This window comes from Paraburkholderia tagetis, from assembly GCF_022213065.1.
Lineage (GTDB): Bacteria > Pseudomonadota > Gammaproteobacteria > Burkholderiales > Burkholderiaceae > Paraburkholderia > Paraburkholderia tagetis.
The window spans coordinates 1-19960 of record NZ_JAKLJA010000007.1; the positions used below are offsets into that span (position 1 = coordinate 1).

General features: G+C 64.9%; 13 protein-coding genes and 1 pseudogene. 11 read left to right on the plus strand and 3 right to left on the minus strand.

Annotated elements, in window-relative coordinates; genetic code table 11:
• Positions 1-554 precede the first annotated feature (554 nt).
• The 6 genes and pseudogenes from L5014_RS11325 to L5014_RS11350 all read left to right on the plus strand — a co-directional run.
• Positions 555-2024, plus strand: a complete 1470-nt coding sequence (locus L5014_RS11325; RefSeq protein WP_238463721.1) for an APC family permease — start codon at positions 555-557, stop codon at positions 2022-2024.
• A gap of 234 nt (positions 2025-2258) precedes the next feature.
• Entirely contained in the window at positions 2259-3485 is a 1227-nt protein-coding gene (locus L5014_RS11330; protein WP_238463722.1) for a porin, read from the plus strand.
• Positions 3486-3732: 247 nt separating this feature from the next.
• Positions 3733-4476 carry a (Fe-S)-binding protein gene (locus L5014_RS11335; protein ID WP_238463723.1) on the plus strand — a complete coding sequence of 248 codons (744 nt, stop codon included), beginning with the start codon at positions 3733-3735 and terminating at the stop codon, positions 4474-4476.
• A complete protein-coding gene (locus L5014_RS11340; protein WP_238463724.1) occupies positions 4473-5936 on the plus strand; it encodes a lactate utilization protein B in 1464 nt (487 codons plus the stop codon). Before L5014_RS11335 ends, L5014_RS11340 begins: the two co-directional genes overlap by 4 nt.
• Positions 5923-6510, plus strand: a complete 588-nt coding sequence (locus tag L5014_RS11345) for a LutC/YkgG family protein (protein WP_238463725.1) — start codon at positions 5923-5925, stop codon at positions 6508-6510. The genes L5014_RS11340 and L5014_RS11345 overlap by 14 nt, the downstream gene beginning before the upstream one ends.
• Before the next feature lie 39 nt (positions 6511-6549).
• Positions 6550-6789, plus strand: a pseudogene (locus L5014_RS11350) (hypothetical protein); the annotation flags it as partial.
• A gap of 313 nt (positions 6790-7102) precedes the next feature.
• On the opposite strand, the gene L5014_RS11355 reads toward L5014_RS11350, so the two are convergent.
• The gene (locus L5014_RS11355) at positions 7103-8674 is read right to left on the minus strand and encodes an NYN domain-containing protein (RefSeq protein ID WP_238463726.1); all 1572 of its coding nucleotides are present in this window, start codon (positions 8672-8674) and stop codon (positions 7103-7105) included.
• Positions 8675-9021: 347 nt separating this feature from the next.
• Positions 9022-10158 carry an IclR family transcriptional regulator gene (locus L5014_RS11360; protein ID WP_238463727.1) on the minus strand — a complete coding sequence of 379 codons (1137 nt, stop codon included), beginning with the start codon at positions 10156-10158 and terminating at the stop codon, positions 9022-9024.
• A gap of 259 nt (positions 10159-10417) precedes the next feature.
• Between L5014_RS11360 and L5014_RS11365 the strand changes: the two genes are divergently transcribed.
• From L5014_RS11365 to L5014_RS11375, 3 genes are all read left to right on the plus strand, one after another.
• On the plus strand, positions 10418-12748 hold the full coding sequence (locus L5014_RS11365) for a cytochrome P450/oxidoreductase (protein WP_238463915.1): 2331 nt from the start codon (positions 10418-10420) through the stop codon (positions 12746-12748).
• A gap of 254 nt (positions 12749-13002) precedes the next feature.
• A complete protein-coding gene (locus L5014_RS11370; RefSeq protein ID WP_238463917.1) occupies positions 13003-14532 on the plus strand; it encodes a class I adenylate-forming enzyme family protein in 1530 nt (509 codons plus the stop codon).
• A gap of 119 nt (positions 14533-14651) precedes the next feature.
• The gene (locus L5014_RS11375; RefSeq protein WP_238463728.1) at positions 14652-15809 is read left to right on the plus strand and encodes an acyl-CoA dehydrogenase family protein; all 1158 of its coding nucleotides are present in this window, start codon (positions 14652-14654) and stop codon (positions 15807-15809) included.
• A 653-nt stretch (positions 15810-16462) separates the two neighbouring features.
• Here the strand turns inward: L5014_RS11375 and L5014_RS11380 are convergent.
• On the minus strand, positions 16463-17365 hold the full coding sequence (locus L5014_RS11380) for a LysR substrate-binding domain-containing protein (RefSeq protein ID WP_238463729.1): 903 nt from the start codon (positions 17363-17365) through the stop codon (positions 16463-16465).
• Between the two features lie 356 nt (positions 17366-17721).
• Here L5014_RS11380 and L5014_RS11385 point away from each other — a divergent pair, with 356 nt between their 5' ends.
• Positions 17722-18627: an SDR family NAD(P)-dependent oxidoreductase gene (locus L5014_RS11385; RefSeq protein ID WP_238463919.1), complete on the plus strand. Its 906-nt coding sequence runs from the start codon at positions 17722-17724 to the stop codon at positions 18625-18627.
• A complete protein-coding gene (locus tag L5014_RS11390; RefSeq protein ID WP_238463730.1) occupies positions 18627-19937 on the plus strand; it encodes an acetyl-CoA hydrolase/transferase family protein in 1311 nt (436 codons plus the stop codon). The genes L5014_RS11385 and L5014_RS11390 overlap by 1 nt, the downstream gene beginning before the upstream one ends.
• Positions 19938-19960: the final 23 nt, after the last annotated feature.

The window sequence follows — 19960 nt, forward strand, 5'->3', positions numbered from 1 at the left end:
TGTCTGAGGCTCATGGTGTCTTTTACGTTCCAGGGCATGATTGGATCCGGGCGTTGGACTGCCCGAAAGTGTCAACCATGTCCTCGTACACCTGTCAGCTATGTCTCCAGTCTGTACACAGCGGCAAAGAAAAGTAGGGGCCGCCCCGCACAGGGGCAACGCTAGCAGACCGACACGAAAACAAGGAAACGCGACATTCAAAAACGTAATAAAACTGATGGCTTATAGAAAGAATGCAAAACAAAGGAGGCCGGCTAACTAATTCGTCATCCGAATCCATTTTCAGAACGGCAACCCGGATAGCGATTGGCGCTAAAAGTACCTTACCGGCGCGCCATCAGCGCCTTAAGTAAAAACCCCCAGTTACGTTGGCGCAATTTATCGAAAATTTGGCGCGATCAGCCAGGTCACCGATATTTTTAACTGCCTACCATGCGCTCATATCGAATCTCCTGATCGAGTGCACGAGATTCGTTTCCCCGAGCGCCAGTAGGCACACGATCTTTCATCGTGCCACACGGCGCAACCCCAAAAAGACACCACCAGAGGCAACGATGAACGAACCGCAAATACCCGTCGCGCCAGCAGGACTCGCGGGCGGCGCCGGGGCAGATGATGCCGCCGCGCCGCAACGCAGCCTGCTCGGCTTGTGGCAGATCGTGTTTCTCGTGATCTCGGCGGCCGCGCCGCTCACCGGCATGCTCGGCGCAGTGCCGCCCGCCATCAGCCTTGGCAACGGTGCGGGCATTCCCGGCGCCTTCGTGATCGCGGGCGTCGTGCTGCTCGTGTTCAGCGTCGGCTTTGCTTCGATGAGCCGGCATATCGTGCGCGCCGGTGCGTTCTACGCGTACATCACGGCGGGCTTCGGCCGGCCGCTCGGCATGGCGGGCGCGCTCGTCGCGCTGCTCTCGTACACCTGCATCCAGATCGCGCTGTACGGTCTGTTCGGCTTCTTCTGCACGGTCGTGCTCGGGCCGCTCTTGCACAGCACGATGCCGTGGTACGCCTTTTCGTTTGCCTGCATCGCCATCGTGCAGGTGACGGGCCTGCGCGGCATCGACTTGAACAGCCGCTTGCTTGGCGTGCTGATGAGCCTTGAAATGGGCATCCTGCTCGTGCTCTCGATCACCATCGTGATCCATCATGGCGGCCCGGACGGCCTCACGCTCGCGCCGTTCGCACCGAAGCACGTGTTCAGCGGCCACATGGGCATCGCCGTGATGTTCGCGCTCGCGTCGTTCATTGGCTTCGAAGCCACCGCGATCTACGGCAAGGAGTGCCGCGATCCGAAGGTCACGGTGCCGCGCGCGACCTATGTGTCGGTCACGCTGATTCTCGTGTTCTTCGCGTTCGTCACGTGGGCCATCGTGTGCGCCTATGGCCTGAAGGACGTGGCCGACGTGGCCACGAAGCAGCCGGGCGACTTCTGGTTCATCCAGTCCACGAAGTACCTGGGCGGTGCGATGACCACGACGATGAGCTTCCTGCTGCTCTCGAGCATCTTCGCGAGCCTGCTCTCGTTTCACAACACCATCGTGCGCTACATCCACGCGCTTTCTGTGGAGGGCATCCTGCCCGCGAAGCTCGACCGTCTACATGCGAAGTATGGCTCGCCGTATCGCGCGAGCTATCTGCAAACGCTCTCGGTGGCGGTGCCGGTGGGGCTCTATGTGATCGCGGGCGCCGATCCGTTCAACATCGTGTTCAGTTGCACGTCGGCGCTCGGCACCATCGGCATCGTGATGCTGCAAGCGGTGACGAGTTTCTCGGTGGCGGCCTTCTTCCGCGCCACGAAAAAGGACACACGGGTGTGGCATGCGCTCGTCGCACCCGTGCTGGGCGGCCTGGGCCTCTTGTGGATCGGCTTCGTGCTGATCGGCAATCTGGACGCGCTCTCCGGCTCCGATAGCGCCATCGTGCGGGCGTTCCCGTGGATCGTGCTCGCGGTGGCGCTGTTCGGCATTGCGCTCGGCTTCGTGTTCAAGCGTAGCCGGCCGCATATCTACGCGCGCTTCGGCCAGTAGCGCAGGGCCCCGACGCGCAGGGCAGGCCCGGCATCGCGCACTTCGTTTTCCACGCGCTTTCCACGCAACTTCCACGCATTTTCCACGCATTTTCCAGGCAGTCCAACCGCACGCGGTGCGCGCTTCCAAGCCGCGCCGCGGCCTGGTCGCGCGCGTCCGTTGTGCTCCCGCTGTGTATTACGTGGCGGCCGCACCGCTTGCGCGATCTCTCACTTAGAAACGAAAGATATCGACATGGCAAACCAACTCGTCAGACGCATGGCGCTGGCTTCGTGCGCGCTCGCCACGCTCGCCGCTTTCTCGCAGGGCGCTCGCGCCCAGTCTTCGGTCACGCTGTTCGGCACGGTGGACGCCGGCATCGTCTATTCGACGAATCAGCAGACCACGCACGCGGATGGCCGCACCGATGGCCATTCAAACTGGCAACTGGGCGGCGGCAACCTCGTGCCGTCGCGCTGGGGCCTGACCGGCAGCGAGGACATCGGCGGCGGCACCACGGTGAACTTCACGCTGGAAAACAGCATCTTCACGCAGAACGGCGCGTTGCTGCAGGGCGGCACGCTCTTTAACCGCAACGCGTGGGTGGGCGTGGCGAACGCGAACTACGGCACGCTCACGCTCGGCCGCCAGTACGACCCGTTCTCCGACAACATGGGCGCCTATGCGTCGAGCAACAACTGGGCGACGCTCTACGGCTCGCACTTCGGCGACGTCGACAACCTCAACGAAGCATTCAACTTCAATAACTCGATCAAGTATGTGAGCCCGAGCTTCGGCGGCTTGACGCTGGGCGGCTTGTTCAGCCTCGGCGGCGTGGCGGGCAATTTCTCGCAGAACCGCGGCTGGTCGCTCGCGGCGAACTACACGCACGGGCCGCTCTCGCTTTCGGCGGGCTACCTGCAACTGCACAATCCGCTCCAGGCGGCGCTGGGCGGGGAGGCCGGCTATATTGGCGACCTTAGCTGCGCGAACGCCGATGCTTCGTATTGCGAATTACAGAATGCACAGAAGATCGATATCTACGGTGCGGGAGGTTCGTATGCGTTCGACAAGGTGACGATCGCACTCAGCTACACGCATACGCGGCTTTCGCAGAGTCAGTATTTCGCGAGCACCGCGCAGCCACGGGGCGCAAATATCTCGTTCGATATCGCCGAGCTCAATACGATGTGGCAGTTCTCGCCGGCCCTGCAATTCGGCTTTGCGTATATCTTCAACGACGCGCATCCCGATCAGGGTTCGTCCACGCGCATCCATCAGATCAACCTGGGCGCGGTGTACAACCTCTCGAAGCGCACGGCGCTCTATGCCGTGGCGATCGGCCAGAAGTCTTCGGGTGCCGGGCTCGGTATCGACGCTGCTGGCGGCAGTACGCGCAACTTCGCGCAGATTCCGAATCTCGTGAACTCGGATACCGACAAGCAATTGGCGGTCATCGCGGGCATTCGCCACAACTTCTGAACGGGCGCGTGTCCGCCCATGGGCGGCGGGCACGCGGCAGTGAGGGCAGCAAGGGCAGTCGGCAGTCTCGCTGCGGCGCGGCAATTGAGCGGAGCGGCAGAAGAGCAGGCACGAGCAGGTTGGCGGCCAGCGCGGCCAGCGCGGCCAGCGCGGCATTGCAGCCGACGGCACCCGGTCCGGCTCGCGCGCCTGCCGGGCGGATCGGCGCTAGAATGGGCCGGTCCGCTTTCCTCGCGCGAGCCCTCGCATGAAAGTCGCCCTTTTTGTCCCGTGCTTCATCGACGCGTTCTATCCCGAGGTTGGGATCGCGACGCTCGAATTGCTGGAGCGGCTTGGCTGCGAGGTCGACTATCCGCTCGATCAGACCTGCTGCGGCCAGCCCATGGCCAACAGCGGCGCGCGGGCCGAGGCGGCTGGCGCGGAGCGCGTGTTCGCGCGCGCCTTCGAGGGCTATGACTTTATCGTCGGACCGTCCGCGAGCTGCGTGAATCACGTGCGCGATCATTTCACCGCCATCGAGCAGACCGACGCCGTGCGGCGCGTGCGCACCAATACCTTCGAGCTTGTCGAGTTCCTGCACGATGTGCTGCGCGTGCGCGAATTTCCGTGGGCCGAATTTCCGTGGCGCGTGGGCCTGCACAACAGTTGCAGCGCGCTGCGCCATTTGCACGAGGCCTCGGTATCCGAAGTGGCGGGCAAGTCCTTTTCGAAACCGCTCGCGTTGTTGCAGGCCGTGAAGGGCATCGAGTTCGTGCAACCCAAACGTCCCGACGAATGCTGCGGTTTCGGCGGCACGTTCGCGGTGACCGAAGAAGCGGTGTCCGTGCGCATGGGGCAGGACAAGATCGTCGACCACGTGAGCGCGGGCGCGCAATACATCGTCTCGGGCGACATGTCGTGCCTCATGCATCAGCAGGGCTGCGCGGAGCGCATGCAGTCCGACGTGCGCTTCATCCATATCGCTCAGGTGCTCAACGGAGCGCGCGAATGAGCGCGCCCAACGATCGCCCGAAGCGGGTCGAGCACGCGAAGCTCGCGGACGCGTTTCTTGCGCACTCCGAGCATGTCGATTTCCACGACAAGCGGCTCTGGGACTTGCGCACGAAGCGCGATGCGCAGGCGCATGCCATTGCCGAATGGGAGACGTTGCGCGAACTCGCGTCGGCCATCAAGGCGCACACGCTTTCGCATCTGGCCGACTATCTCGACCAGTTCTCGCGCACCGCCGAGGCGAACGGCGTGCAGGTGCACTGGGCCGATACGGCGGGCGAACACAACGAGACGGTCTTTCGCATCCTGAGCGAGCGCGGCATGACGGCGCTCGTGAAGAGCAAGTCGATGCTCACGGACGAGTGCGAAATGCGTGCGTACCTCGAGCAGCGCGGCATTGCGGTGATGGAAACCGATCTCGGCGAGCGCATCCAGCAACTCGATGGCCAGCCGCCGAGCCATATCGTCGTGCCCGCCGTGCACAAGCTGCGCGACGACGTGGCCGAAGTGTTCGGCCGCACGATCGGCACCGATGCGTCGAACAACGATATCCACTATCTGGCCGAGAGCCAGCGCATGAATACGCGCCCGTGGTTCGTGCGCGAGAAGACGGCGGGCATGACGGGCTGCAATTTCGCGGTGGCCGAGACCGGCACGGTGGTGGTCTGCACCAACGAAGGCAACGCCGATCTCTCGGCCAATGTGCCGCCGCTGCACATCGTTTCGATGGGCATCGAGAAGCTGATTCCGCGCGTATCCGATCTCGGCGTGTTTATCCGCATGCTCTCGCGCAGCGCGCTGGGCTCGCCGATCACGCAATACACCTCGCATTTCCGCGCACCGCGCGAGGGCGCAGAAATGCATTTCATCCTCGTCGACAACGGCCGCAGCGCACGCCTTGCGATGCCGGACTTCTGGTACTCGCTCAAGTGCATCCGCTGCGGCGCCTGCATGAACACCTGCCCGGTCTACCGGCGCAGCGGCGGGCTCTCGTATGGCAGCACCTATGCGGGGCCGATTGGCGCGATCATCAATCCGACCTTCGATTTGAAGCGCTTCAGCGCGTTGCCGTTCGCGTCCACGCTCAACGGCAGTTGCACAAACGTGTGCCCTGTGAAGATCAACATTCACGAGCAGATCTACCAATGGCGCGAGGTGATCGCCGCGCAGCACGAAGTGCCGTTCGTGAAGCAGGAGGTGCTCAAGATGGCGGGGCGATTGCTTGCGAGTCCGAAGCTATATCGCGCGGCTGTGTCGTCGCTCGACGGCGCGCTGCGGCGCCTGCCCAATTTCGTGCTCTATAACCCGCTCAATATCTGGGGCCGGCAGCGTGCGCTGCCGCATGCGCCGTCCACCACTTTTCATGCGTGGTACCGCAAGAATCGCAAGACCGGCACGAACCGCAAAGACGATGACGGTGGCCAGGCGCGCAAGGAAGGAGGCGGCGATGGCGAGCCGTGAAGCGTTCCTCGCGCGCGTGCGCGCCGCCCAGCCCCCGGCTCAGGACTTGCCCGAGGTGCCGTTGTTCGATGCGCCGCCCGGCGAATTGCGCGCGCGCTTTGGCGCCGCGCTCGAGTTGATGGGCGGGAAGCAAGCGCAGGCCGAATCGGGCGAGGCCGTGCTCGCGCTGATACGCGAGCGCTTCGGCGCGCAGGTATCTATCGCATCGGCGGCGCTCGAGGTGCCGGGCACGCTCGCGCTCGATGCCGCCACACCGCCCGTGTCGCTGGAAAACGTGGAAGTGGGCGTCGTGCGCGCACGCTTTGGCGTGGCGGAGACGGGCTCGGTGTGGCTCTCCGAGCGCGAGTATGGGGTGAACGCGCTGGGTTACCTCGTGCAGCATCTTTACGTGCTGCTCGATCCGGACGAACTTGTGGCGGGTCTTCAGGATGCCTACCGGCGCGACGATTTTCGCAATGCACGTTACGCGGCGCTGGTGACGGGACCGTCCGCGACGGCCGATATCGAGGGCGTGCTCATTCAGGGCGCACAGGGGGTGAGATCGCTGACCCTGGTATGGCTGGCGGCGCGCTAACTAGTCACCGGTTCGAGCACGGAAAAGGAGGAGGTGCCGATGCTGCGCAAGACACTCAACGCGTCGCGGCTGCAGGAGGAAGTGAAACGCCGGATCCACCGATTGCAGGAAATTGTGGACGATGGCGTGAAGATCGGCGTGCCGCGCCCGCAATTACAGACGCCCGACCGCGCGGGCTGTAACTGGACGATGCGCAATTTCGGCAACGCGGCGGGGTTCGAGACGAGCATCGCCAGTGTGCTCGCGCAGGTGCAGGCGGAGTACAACCTCGCTGCGCAGGCGGGGGAGGAGCGCGAGGCGCCGCGCCCTGCGGCCGAGGACCCGTTCGGCGGCACGCACGCTCCAGAGCGCGCCGATCCGTTCGGCGAGCCCAGGCCTGTACCGGAAGCAAATCCATTTGACGAGGCGAAGCCGCCGAGCCGCTCGAACCCGTCGAAGGCGAGCGCCGATCCGTTCGCGAGCCCTTCATCACCAAAGGAAAGCGCAAACGAGCCGCCGCCGCGCAAGCCCAAGGCGAACCCGTTTGGCGACGACTGACGACGCTGCTTTGCACGTTGCCTCGCACGTTACCTGGTGCGTCGCCTCGCGGCGATCAGCTTTCTTCCGCTGCCTTGCGCGGGCGGCGTGCCCGCGCCGGGGTCTTCTTCGGCGCTTTTGCTTTCTTCGTGGCGGGTTCACCGTCCGAACCGGCTTCGTGCGCGGGCGGCTCCGTCACATCGCGCGGCTCGGCGTGAGCGTCCTGTGCGGCGGGCCGGGCTGCCTTCTTGCGTGCCGTGCTCTTGCGCGATGCGGTCTTGCGCGCACGTCGTGGTACCTCGGGTGCCTCGGACGATTCGGGTGCTTCGGAGGCGGCGTCGGGTGCTTGATGCTCCCCGGCGGGTGCATCGGCGGCCACATGCTCGTGCGTGCCGCGTGGCGGTTGCCCGAAGAGCGGCATGTCGGCTGAGTGCCGCGCTTCGTCGTGCTTATGCGTCCGGGCATGCCCGCGTGCATGCGCGCCGTGCGACGGCGCCCCGGCCGCTTCGGTGAAGAGGTCGCCGTTCGACATCGTGGCGGAGGCTTCGGACTCGCGCGTGTGCTCGAATGCAAACGACACGTGCTCTTCGGCTCCTCTTTCGACCGGCTCATGCGTCTCGCGCATCTCGTGCGCTTCGTTCGTCTCGTTCGCTGCGCGTGCCTGGTCGTGCCCATTCTCGCCCGCAGCAGCCGCGCCGCGGCCGCCGCGCCGGCCCTTGCGGCGCGAGCGCGTTTCCTCGGCGCGCGGCGCCGGCGCTTCCTCGGCGGGGCTCGCAGGTGCGGTACTGGTGGGTTGGCTCGTGCGCATCACGTAGGTGCCCGACTTCTCGTCGCGGCCCACTTCGAGCAGGCCGCGCGCCTGTGCTTCTTCGAGCAGGTTGCCGAACGCGCGAAAGCCATAGCGCGCCTCGTTGAAGTCGGGGCGCCGCCGCTTGATGGCGCTCTTGAGCACCGATGCCCAGATCTTGCCGCTGTCGCCACGCTCGTAGCCGAGCGCATCGAGCGTCTCGACCACTAGCGTGATCGCTTTGGACTTGCGCTCCTCGCCACGGTCTTCACCGCGCTCCTCGGTGCTCTCGGCCGCGTTGCGCCGCTCGTCGCTGGCCTGGCGCTTCGCGTTCGCGCCGCCTTCGCCGCGAGCCTTGGCGCGCTCCTTTTGCTCGCGCATGAGTTCACGCACGAGGTCGTCGTAGAAGATGAACTCGTCGCAGTTCGCGACGAGCAGGTCCGAGGTGGAATGCTTCACGCCCACGCCGATCACCTTCTTGGCGTTTTCGCGCAGCTTGGAGACGAGCGGCGAGAAGTCGGAGTCGCCGCTCACGATCACGAAGGTATCCACATGCGACTTCGTATAGCAGAGATCGAGCGCGTCCACGACGAGCCGGATATCGGCGGAATTCTTGCCTGACTGGCGCACGTGCGGAATTTCGATGAGCTCGAAGCTCGCTTCGTGCATCGACGCCTTGAAGCCCTTGTAGCGGTCCCAGTCGCAATAGGCCTTCTTCACGACGATGCTGCCCTTGAGCAAGAGCCGCTCGAGCACGGGCTTGATATCGAAGCGGTCGATCTTCGCGTCGCGCACGCCGAGCGCGACGTTCTCGAAGTCGCAGAACACCGCCATGCTGACGTTTTCCTGGGGGGAGGCCATGTGATTCGTTCGTTCCATCTACAGTTCGAACGCACATGATAGCCCCTCGCCGTGACGCGAGCGTAAAACGTAGCCTTCGCGTAGGCATCCCGCGGGCACCCTTCGAGCGCGCGTATATAAGGCGCTCGCATGTCGCTCATCTTCGGCGTGCGCTGGACAAGTCTTGCGGTGGCGTGCATGTCCTTAGCGCATTTGAACGATGCACCTGTTTTGACGGGAGAACAGCAGCGCTTTTCACGTGTTCGTCACACGGGCTGCCTGACCTTGCGCGGCTCCAGACGGCGCGCATCCGCTCCTCGCGGATTTCCAGTTCGAGGCGCTTGGCGTGCCGCGCAATCCGGAGCTGCTCACTCGGGCCGGGCGTCCGGCAGCAGGTAGCCGAGCAGGGCGCTCGCAGCCATTGCTTCGCGGCGCAGCGCAAGAGCCACGGCGCCCTCGGGCGAGGCGTCGAAGCCGCCGGTCGCGCCGAGCGCCGTGAGCACTGCGCAGACCCTGCCGCTGTGATTGAAGAGCGGCGCGGACACGGCGCTGATGCCCTTGAGATTCGTGTCCTTCACGCTCGCGCAGCCGTGCGTATGCAGTTCTGCCTGCACCGCGCGGCGCAATGCGTCGACTGCGGCGTGGTCGCGCTTTTCATTGCGCGCTTCGTTGTTCGCTTCCTCGTTCGCTTCTCCGCACGCTTCATGACCCGCTTCATGGCGTGCTTCATGGCGTGCTTCATGGCGTGCTTCATGGCGTACTTCATGGCGTACTTCATGGCGTACTTCATGGCGTACTTCACGGCGTGCTTCATCGCCCGTTCCATCCCTGTCGAGCAGCGCGCGCAGCGCGGGGGCAGCATGCGCGAATTCTTCCTGCGCCAGCGCGAGCATGCGCGAGTCGTCCAGCAGCCCGAGAAAGACGCGGCCCGTGGACGACCACAGCAGCGACAGCACCGACCCCACGCGCACATTCACGGTGACCGGCAGCCCCGGCTCCTCGAAGCGCACGATCGTGGGCCCCATGTTGCCCATCACGGCGACGAACGAGGTGACCTCCAGCGCCTCGCGCAGCCGCACGAGCGCGGGCTCGGCCGCACGCACGGGATCGGCCTGGCGCATGGCGGCCACGCCGATCATCATGGCCTCGGCGCCGAGCAGGTACTGCTGTGTCGCGCCGTCCTGCGCGACGAGCCCTTCCTCGATGAGACTCACCAGATAGCGATGCACCTTGGCAGGGCTTTCGTCCACGTAGCCCGCGAGACCCGAGAGGCTCGCGCGGCCGCCCAGGCGCGCGAGGCCCTTGAGCACGGCCATGCCGGTTTGCGCGGACTGCACGCGCTGGCGGCGCTCGCGCGTCGCGGCACCGGCAGACGTGGCAGTGCCGGAAATGGCGGAAGTGGCGGGCGCGTCAGACGCAGACGCGCGAGGGCGGGATGGCTTCTTGCTCGCGATGCCGTGCGCGGCGGCGGATGCGGGTGTCGCGGATGCGGTCTTTTTGATCATGGGGCGATTCTGGAGAGGCCGCCTGGCCCAAGCGCGCGGCGGCATGCGTGGAGGTTAACCCCAATCTTGGCGTTACGCAATGCGTACTAGAGTTACGCAAATTGGCATCATCGCAAAAAATGCAGGAGGCGGCACCATGAGCGAGACACCCCGCGAGAGCACTGCGCAGTCTCCCGATTCCGATTCCGATTTCCAGCCCACGGGCACGGCGGCCGGGCGCTGCCCCTTTGCCGCCGACACGGTGCATGCGAGGCATGCCATGCCCGCGGCCCCTGACGCGGCGCGCTGCCCGGTGAGCGCGAACGCGGCGGCGTTCGACCCGTTCAGCGACGCCTACCAGCAGGACCCGCCCGAATACGTGCGCTGGGCGCGCGAGCAGGAGCCCGTGTTCTACAGCCCGCAGCTCGGCTACTGGGTGGTCACGCGCTACGCCGACATCAAGGCGATCTTCCGCGACAACCTCACGTTCTCGCCCTCCATCGCGCTCGAAAAGATCACGCCCACGGGGCCCGAGGCCAACGCGGTGCTCGAGTCGTATGGCTACGCGATGAACCGCACGCTCGTGAACGAAGACGAGCCCGCGCACATGCCGCGCCGCCGCGTGCTGATGGAGCCGTTCACGCCCGAGCATCTCAAGCGGCATGAACCCCTGGTGCGGCGCCTCGCGCGCGAATACGTCGACCGTTTCATCGATACGGGCCGCGCCGATCTCGTCGACGAAATGCTCTGGGAGGTGCCGCTCACGGTGGCGCTGCATTTTCTCGGCGTGCCCGAAGAAGACATGGACATGCTGCGCCGCTACTCGATTGCGCACACGGTCAACACCTGGGGGCGCCCGCGCCCCGAAGAGCAGGTCGCGGTGGCGCACGCGGTGGGCAACTTCTGGCAGTTCGCGGGCAAGGTGCTCGAGAAGATGCGCCAGAACCCCGATGGCCACGGCTGGATGCAATACGGCATCCGCAAGCAGCAGGCGCATCCCGAAGTCGTCACGGACTCCTATCTGCATTCGATGATGATGGCGGGCATCGTGGCCGCGCACGAAACCACGGCCAACGCCACGGCCAATGCGATGAAGCTGCTGCTCGAGCATCCGCGCGCGTGGCGCGAGCTGTGCGAAGACCCGAGCCTGATCCCGAACGCGGTGGAGGAATGCCTGCGCCACAACGGCTCGATCGCGGCGTGGCGGCGGCTCGCGACGAAGGACGTGCAGATCGGCGGCATCGAGATTCCGGCGGGCTCGAAGCTTTTGATCGTGACGTCGTCGGCGAATCACGACGAGCACCATTTCGCCGATGCCGATCTGTTCGATATCCGCCGCGACAATGCGAGCGACCACGTCACGTTCGGCTATGGCGCGCACCAGTGCATGGGCAAAAATCTCGCGCGCATGGAGATGCAGATTTTTCTGGAGGAATTCACGCGCCGGTTGCCGCATATGCGGCTTGCCGAACAGAAGTTGACCTACGTGCCCAATACGTCGTTTCGGGGTCCAGAGCATCTCTGGGTGCAATGGGACCCGGCGCAAAACCCCGAGCGCAAGAATCCCGCGTTGCGGTGCGGGCAGGCGCCGGTACGCATAGGCGAGCCGTCGTCGCATGCGTTGAGCCGCCCCGTGGTGGTCGAGCGCGTGGACACCGTGGCGGATGGCATCGTGCGGCTGCGCCTTGCCGCGCCCGATGGCGCAACGTTGCCGCGCTGGACGCCCGGCGCGCATATCGACGTGGAATGCGGCGAATATGGCAAGGGTGGTGTGAGTGGCGATGGTGTCCTGTCGCGCCAGTATTCGCTGTGCGGCGACCCCGCCGATACCGGCGCGTTCGAAATCGCCGTGCTGCGCGAAACGCGGAGCCGTGGCGGTTCGGCGTGGATCCACGACATGCTGCGCGAAGGCATGCGCCTGAGAATCCGCGGCCCGCGCAATCATTTCCGGCTCGATGAGGCACGCGAAGTGCACGGAGCGCAGCAGAGGGCGATTTTCATCGCGGGCGGCATCGGCATCACGCCGATCAGCGCAATGGCGCGCCGTGCGCGCGAACTCGGCATCGACTACGAACTGCACTATAGCGGCCGCTCGCGCCGCACCATGGCATTCGTCGAGGCGCTCGCGAGGCTGCATGGCGAACGACTGCGCCTCTACGTCTCCGAAGAAGGCGCGCGCAACGATTTCGGCGCGCTGTGCGTGGACGGGCATACACGCGTCTATGCATGCGGCCCGGCGCGCATGCTCGATGCGCTAACGGCAGCCAGCGCCGCGTGGCCCGAAGACGCCTTGCGCATGGAGCACTTCGCCGCGAGCGCGGGCAAGCTCGATCCGGCGAACGAGCACGCCTTCGAAGTCGAGCTCAAGGACTCCGGCGTTGTGCTGGAGGTGGCCGCGGACCAGACCGTGCTCGAAGCGCTGCGCCGCGCGAATATCGACGTGCAGAGCGACTGCGAGGAAGGCCTGTGCGGATCGTGCGAGGTGCGCGTGCTGGCGGGCGAAATCGATCATCGCGACGTGGTGCTCACGCGCGCCGAGCGCGAGACGCAGACGCGCATGATGACCTGCTGCTCGCGTGCGCGAGGCAAGCGGCTGGTGCTCGAGCTTTAGGGTTTTAAGGCATTAGGCTTCAGGGCGCGGACACATCGGGGCCGGAATGCAAACATTACGTTTTGCCGACGATTGAGCGAGCCGATAGCCGGAGTAACATCGGGCTATTGCCGACTTTCGGCCAGACGAATGCCGGCTTCTTTGAAAACGAATTGTTGGCTGGGCGCCGCTCCACCACACTGGGAACTGTCGAGAGGCGGCGCGCGCAAGCGCGTCGTGCGAGAAATACAGAGCAAAGACAGGAGGCGAAGGTGGTGACAGGGGTGGCGCGGGCGGCGCACAAAATCAGCGACATCGCGCGGCACTGGGCGCAGGCCGCGCCCGAGGCCACGGCGATACGCGAAGAGGGCCGCGAGATCGGCTTCGGCGAGCTTTGGCGCAACGTGGAGGCGGCGCAGCGCTTCTTGCGCGCGCAAGGCGTGGGCACGGGCGACCGTGTGATGGTCGTGGCCGAGAACTGCCCGGCCGTGATCACGCTGCTGTTCGCGCTTTCGGAAATCGGCGCGTGGCCGGCCGTCGTCAATGCGCGGCTCTCGGAGCGCGAGATCGAGACGATCCGTGCGCATTGCGGACCGCGTCTGATGCTCTTCACGCATGGGGCCTCGCCCGACGCGCTGCGTCACGGCGTGCGCCAGCGTGCGAAGGAGATCGCACCGGAAGGGCTCGGCCCGCTGATGATGGCGGACCCTGACCCGCAAGCCGTGCGCGAGCCCGAATCGCTGGCCCACGAAGTCGCGCTCCTCATCTACACGTCCGGCACGACGGGCCAGCCCAAGGGCGTGATGGCCACGCATCGCGGGCTGCTGCATTTCGCGCACGTTTCCGCCACTTCGCGCGACATGACGCCGGCTGACTGCGCCTATGCGGTCATGCCGATGTCGCACATCTTCGGCCTCGCCACGCTGCTGCTCGCGACCTTCGAAGCGGGCGCGAGCCTGTATCTGGCCGCGCGCTTTTCGGCCGAGGAAGTGGTGAAGGCGTTGAGCGCCTCGGAAATCTCCATCTTGCAGGGCGTGCCCACGATGTTCACGCGCATCGTCGGCTGGGTGCGCGAGCACGGCGGCACGGTTCAGGCGCCGCGCCTGCGCTACCTTTACACGGGCGGCGGCCCGCTCGATCCCACCTTGAAGCAGCAGGTTGAAGCGCTCTTCGGCATACCGCTCCATCACGGCTATGGCATGACCGAGTACGCGGGCTCGCTCTTCATCACGCGCATGGACCGGCCGCGCAAGGACACGTCCTCGGGCGAGATCGTCGAAGGCGCCGAGTTGCGCATCGTCGGCCCCGATGGCCGCGAAGTCGCGCAGGGCGAGGCGGGCGAGCTATGGGTACGCGGTCCGGGCGTCATGCATGGCTACTATCGCGAGCCGGGGCTCACGGCCGAAGCAATCGACGCCGATGGCTGGCTCAGGACCGGCGACCTCGGGCGGCTCGAAACCGATGGCGCGCTCTTTATCGTGGGCCGTTCGAAGGACCTCATCATCCGCTCGGGCTTCAACGTCTACCCGATCGAAGTGGAGTCGGTCATCAACACTTACGATGCGGTGCGCCTCTCGGCCGTGGTGGGTCGCGCCGACGCCGAAGGCAACGAAGAGGTCGTGGCGTTCGTGGAGCCGAAAGAAGGCGCGACGCTCGATATCGACGCGCTGCAACGCTACATCGGCGAGCGCCTGTCACCCTACAAGCGGCCCGTGCAGATCGTGCCCATTGACATGATCCCCACGACCGCGAGCGGCAAGCTGCAAAAGCAGCCGCTGCGCGAACTCGCTGCGCGCCGGCGCTAGCGTTGCGCGCCGCTCCAGTCCGCGCTTCGATCTGCGCATTGATCCACGCTTTGATCCGATACTGTGCGCATTTGCTGGTGAAAGGCGCGCCTTCGTACAACTGATAAGGGATGCCAATAATGATTCGCGACCAGGAAACGATGAACGTGCTGCTCGACAACGTCGCGCGCTTCGTGCGCGAGCGTCTCGTGCCGAATGAAGAGCGCGTGGCGGAAACCGACGAGATTCCGGCCGATGTCGTGAACGACATGAAATCGATGGGTCTTTTCGGTCTCACGATTCCGGAGGCCTACGGCGGCCTTGATCTCACGATGGAAGAAGAAGTGCTCGTGATGTTCGAGCTCGGCAAGACCTCGCCGGCGTTTCGCTCGATTATCGGCACGACGGTGGGCATCGGCTCGCAGGGCATCGTGATCGACGGCACCGAAGAGCAGAAGGCCACGTGGCTGCCGAAGCTCGCGACCGGCGAGATCATTGCGAGCTTCGCGCTCACGGAGCCGGGCTCGGGCTCGGACGCGGCCTCGCTCAAGACGCGCGCCGAGCGCCACGGCGACCACTACGTCGTGAACGGCACCAAGCGCTTCATCACGAATGCGCCGCAGGCGGGCATGTTTACGCTGATGGCGCGCACCAATCCCGACGAAGCGCGCGCGGGCGGCATCACGGCATTTATCGTCGATGCGAAGACGCCGGGCATCAGCTTCGGCAAGCGCGACCGCAAGATGGGGCAGAAGGGCGCGCACACTTGCGACGTGATCTTCGAGGACGTGAAGGTGCCGGCCGCGAACATCATCGGCGGCAAGGAGGGCGTGGGCTTCAAGACCGCGATGAAGGTGCTCGATAAAGGGCGTATTCATATTGCCGCGATTTGCGTGGCGGTGGCGCAGCGCATGCTCGATGACGCACTGCGCTATGCCATGGAGCGTGAGCAGTTTGGGCAGCCTGTCGGTGAGTTTCAGCTCGTGCAGGCTATGCTTGCGGATAGCCAGGCTGAGCTTTATGCCGCGCGCTGCATGGTGTTGGACGCGGCGCGCCGCCGCGATGAAGGCAGGAACGTGAGCACCGAGGCCGCGTGTGCGAAGCTATTTGCGTCGGAGATGTGTGGCCGTGTCGCTGATCGCGCAGTGCAGATTTTTGGTGGCGCTGGCTATATGGCTGATTATGGTATCGAGCGCTTCTATCGCGATGTGCGTCTGTTTCGCATTTACGAAGGCACGAGCCAGATTCAGCAGATCGTTATCGCGCGTAATATGATGCGCGATGCGCATGCAATTTGATGGGGTGTGGTTTTCTGGTTGTCGCGTTTTCTTGTTTTTCGCGTTTCCTTGTTTTCGTGTCGGTCTATTAGCGTTGCCCCTGTGCGGGGCGGCACCTACTTTTCTTTGCAGCCGCAAAGAAAAGTAGGCAAAAGAAAGCGGCTTAAACCGCTGGTGTGACGCCGTCCACCACTCGCCTGTGATCGAAGTGGTTCCGGGGCATCCGTCACCCCGCACCTTCAAACTGAGTGACAAAGGAGTCATTCATCCCGCTGCTCGCTACGCGCGCAGCGGTCGGGTATGCATGGGAAACCAGGCGTGCTGCCTGGGTACTCGAATGCGCATGCACTGCATCGATTCGTATGCATTCCTCTGGTTTTGGGTTATGCCCCACGGCGCGCGTAGCGCCGCCGGAGGAATGAGCCCTTAGTCACTCCGTTGTACGGCGCGTGGTGGCAGACGCTCCGGAACCGCTCCGATTAAAGGCAAGTGGTGCACTGCGTCACACTGGCGGTTTGAGCGGCTTTCTTTTGCCTACTTTTCTTTGCCGCGGCAAAGAAAAGTAGGTGCCGCCCCGCACAGGGGCAACGCTAGCAGACCGACACGAAAACAAGGAAACGCGACAAACCAGGAACCGCAAAAATAAACCCCAGCGCAAGCCACCACATCGAATCTCATTCGAGCCGGCCGATTCCATCGGCCACCAGCAAATCAACCAGCTTGCGCGCAAAAAGCGGCAGCGCTTCGCGATCAGCGACACAAATCTGCAGCTTGCGCACGGCCCATTCGTTGGTAAGCGGCACGATCTTGAGCGCCATGGTTTGCGCATGGCGGCGCGCGGTGCCCTCGGGCAGCACCCCAATACCGATATTCGCTTCAATCATGCGGCACGCGGCTTCGAAGTTGCTGACCTGAATACGCCAGCGAATCGTGCGCTGCAAATCCGACGAAGCCCGCTTGAGAAAGGTGTAGATCGCGCTTTCGTCGGGCGGCCCCACGAAGTCGTAATCGAGCGTCTGCGCGAAGTCGATCTCGCTCGCCTGCGCAAGCGGATGCGAGAGCGCGGTTGCGAGCACCAGGCGGTCGCGACGGTAGGGCATGACTTGCAATGCATCGGTGCGCACGTCGCCGGCCACGATGCCGATGTCGATGGTGCCGTCCTGCACGGCGCGCACGATATCCGGGCTCAGCCGCTCGTGAATATCGACGTACACGTCTGGATGATTGATCAGGTAGGTGCGCAGCACGGCGGGCAGGAATTCGCTCATGGCCGTAGTGTTCGCAAACACGCGCACGTGACCCTTTACACCCTGCGAATATTCCTGCAAGTCGCCCCGTAATTGCTCCAGTTGCTTGAGCACGCGCCGCGCGTGTGCGAGCAGCGTCTCGCCGGGCGCCGTGAGCGTCACGCCTTGGCTCGTGCGCGAGAGCAGCTTCACACCGACTTGCTCTTCGAGATTCTTGATGCGCGTGCTGGCCGCGGGCAACGAGAGATGCGCGCGTTCCGCACCGCGCGTGAGGCTGCTGGCCTCCGCCACGTGCGTGAAGAGTTTCAGGTCGACAAGATCGAAATGCATGGGTTCGCCCAGTGGTGCTTCGGTGTCCGGGCCGCCGATGTCAACGTTCTTTCGAACGATATGGTGCGAGCGGGTGCGAGCAGGTGCAGGCGCGGCAAGACTCCGCGGATCTTGCGCATTATTGCGCCGCAGCGCAACGCGCGCCATTAGCGGAATTACGGGTTAATCGTGGACGAATCGGGCGTTCGGCATATCCAAATTGTGCGCGCACGCGCGTTGCGTCAAGCTGCAAAAAGACAAGCAGGGCTTACGGCGCGGTAAAAACACGAGACGGTACGCGCCGACACAACACCTTCATTTGAACGGATGCCCGTGCAACGCGGGCCGGAGGAGCACGAAAGATGACGACGCAACGAATGCTGGAAGGCAAGGTGGTGGTGGTAACGGGCTCGGGCGGCGGAATTGGACGTGACATCGCCCTGGCGATGGCGCGCCAGGGCGCCAGGGTGGTGGTCAACGACGTGGGTGCGTCGCTCACGGGCGAGGGCCACAACGACGGCCCCGCGCAGGCCGTGGTGAACGAGATCAAGGCGTTCGACGGGCAGGCCACGGCCAATACGGACAGCGTGGCCGATGCTGCAGGCGCCGCGCGTATCGTGCAAAACGCGCTCGATGTGTTCGGCCGCATCGACTGCGTGGTGAACAACGCGGGCATTCTGCGCGACCGCTTCTTTCACAAAATGAGCGAGGAGGAATTCGACGCGGTCGTGAAAGTGCACCTGTACGGCTCGTACTATGTGTCGCGCGCCGCCGCCGACCACTTCAAGGATCAGCGCAGCGGCGCCTTCGTGCACATGACCTCGACTTCGGGCCTGATCGGCAATCTCGCGCAGGCCAACTACAGCGCCGCGAAGCTCGGCATCGCGGGGCTTTCGAAATCCATCGCGCTCGATCTGCAGAAATTCGGGGTGCGATCTAATTGCATCGCGCCGTTCGCGTGGAGCCGCATGATCAACTCGATCAAGATCGATTCGCCGGAGCAGGAAGCACGCGTCGAAAAGATCAAGCAGATGACGCCCGCGAAGATCGCGCCGCTCGCGGTGTTCCTTGCGAGCGAGCAGGCCGCCGATGTCACCGGACAGATTTTCGCGGTGCGCAACAATGAGATCTTCCTGATGAGCCAGCCGCGTCCCGTGCGCTCGGTCCATCGCGGCGAAGGCTGGACGCCCGAGACGATCGCGGAGCACGCCATGCCGGCGCTGCGCGGCTCGTTCCATGCGCTCGACGTCTCCGCCGACGTCTTCAGCTGGGATCCGGTCTGATGTCGCGCGCCGCGCGGGTCGTCGAGGCAGGTGTGCTCGATTTCGCACGGTACGTGCGGCCCGGCGACCTCGTCGCGTGGGGACAGTGCGGCGCGGAGCCTTGCACGCTCACGGCGCAACTGATGGCGCAGCGCCACGCCATCGCCGCGCGGGGTGGGGAGCGCGATGGAGGCGGGCGCTTTCGCGTGTTCATCGGCGCGTCGTGGTCCGAGACGCTCGACCCCGCGCATGCGGATGTCGTGGACTTTCTCGCCTACGGCGCGGCGGGCACGAACCGCCGGCTAGAACGCGCAGGGGTTCTCGATATTCTCCCGTGCCACTATTCGCAGTTCCGCGAGGTCTTCAAGCACGGGCCGAACCGCGTTGACGTGCTGCTGCTGCAAGTCGCGCCCGCGGACGAAGCGGGCCGCTATAGCCTTTCGATCGCGCACGAGTATCTCGTGCCGCTCATCGAGAGCGCGCGCGTGGTGATAGCCGAAGTGAACGCAGCGGCCCCGTGGACCTACGGCGAGCGCATGCTGCGCGCCGAGGACTTCGACGTGCTCGTGCACACCGAACGCATGCCGCTCGAAGTACCGGTGGCGCAGGCAGGGGAGGTCGAGTCGCGCATCGCCTCCCGCGTAGCAAACCTCGTCGAAGACGGCGCGACGCTGCAACTCGGGCTCGGCGCGCTGCCGGAGGCGATTGCGGCGCGCCTGAGCGACCGGCGCGATCTGGGCGTGCATACGGGCACCATCGGCGACGCCATCGCTGGTCTCGTGGAAGCGGGCGTGGTGACCAATGCGCGCAAGACGCGCGACGCGGGCGTGTGCATCGCGGGCACGATGATGGGCTCGCGTCGCGTCTACGACTTCGCGCATCGCAACGCACAGGTGCAATTCCGCTCGACGGCCTATACGCACGACATCGACGTGCTCGGCAGCATCGACCGGTTTGTCGCGATCAACTCGGCGCTCGAAGTCGATCTGAGCGGCCAGGTGAACGCGGAGGTGGCGGCGGGGCGCTATGTGGGCGCCGTGGGCGGTGCGCTCGATTTCATGCGCGGCGCGGCGCGTTCGCGCGGGGGCATGGCGATCGTTGCGCTCGCATCGAGTACGCGTCACGGGAGCCGCATCGTGGCGCGCCTGTCCGGGCCGGTGAGCACGCCGCGCAGCGACGCGGCGGTCATCGTGACCGAGCACGGCGTGGCCGACCTGCGCGGGCTGACGCTGGCGCAGCGCGTCGAACGGATGCTCGCGATCGCGCCGCCCGAGTTTCGCGAGGCGCTGGCGGCCGAGCATCACGCGCAGCGCGACGCACTGGCCGCCTGAATAGTGGCTTGAGCAGCGGCATG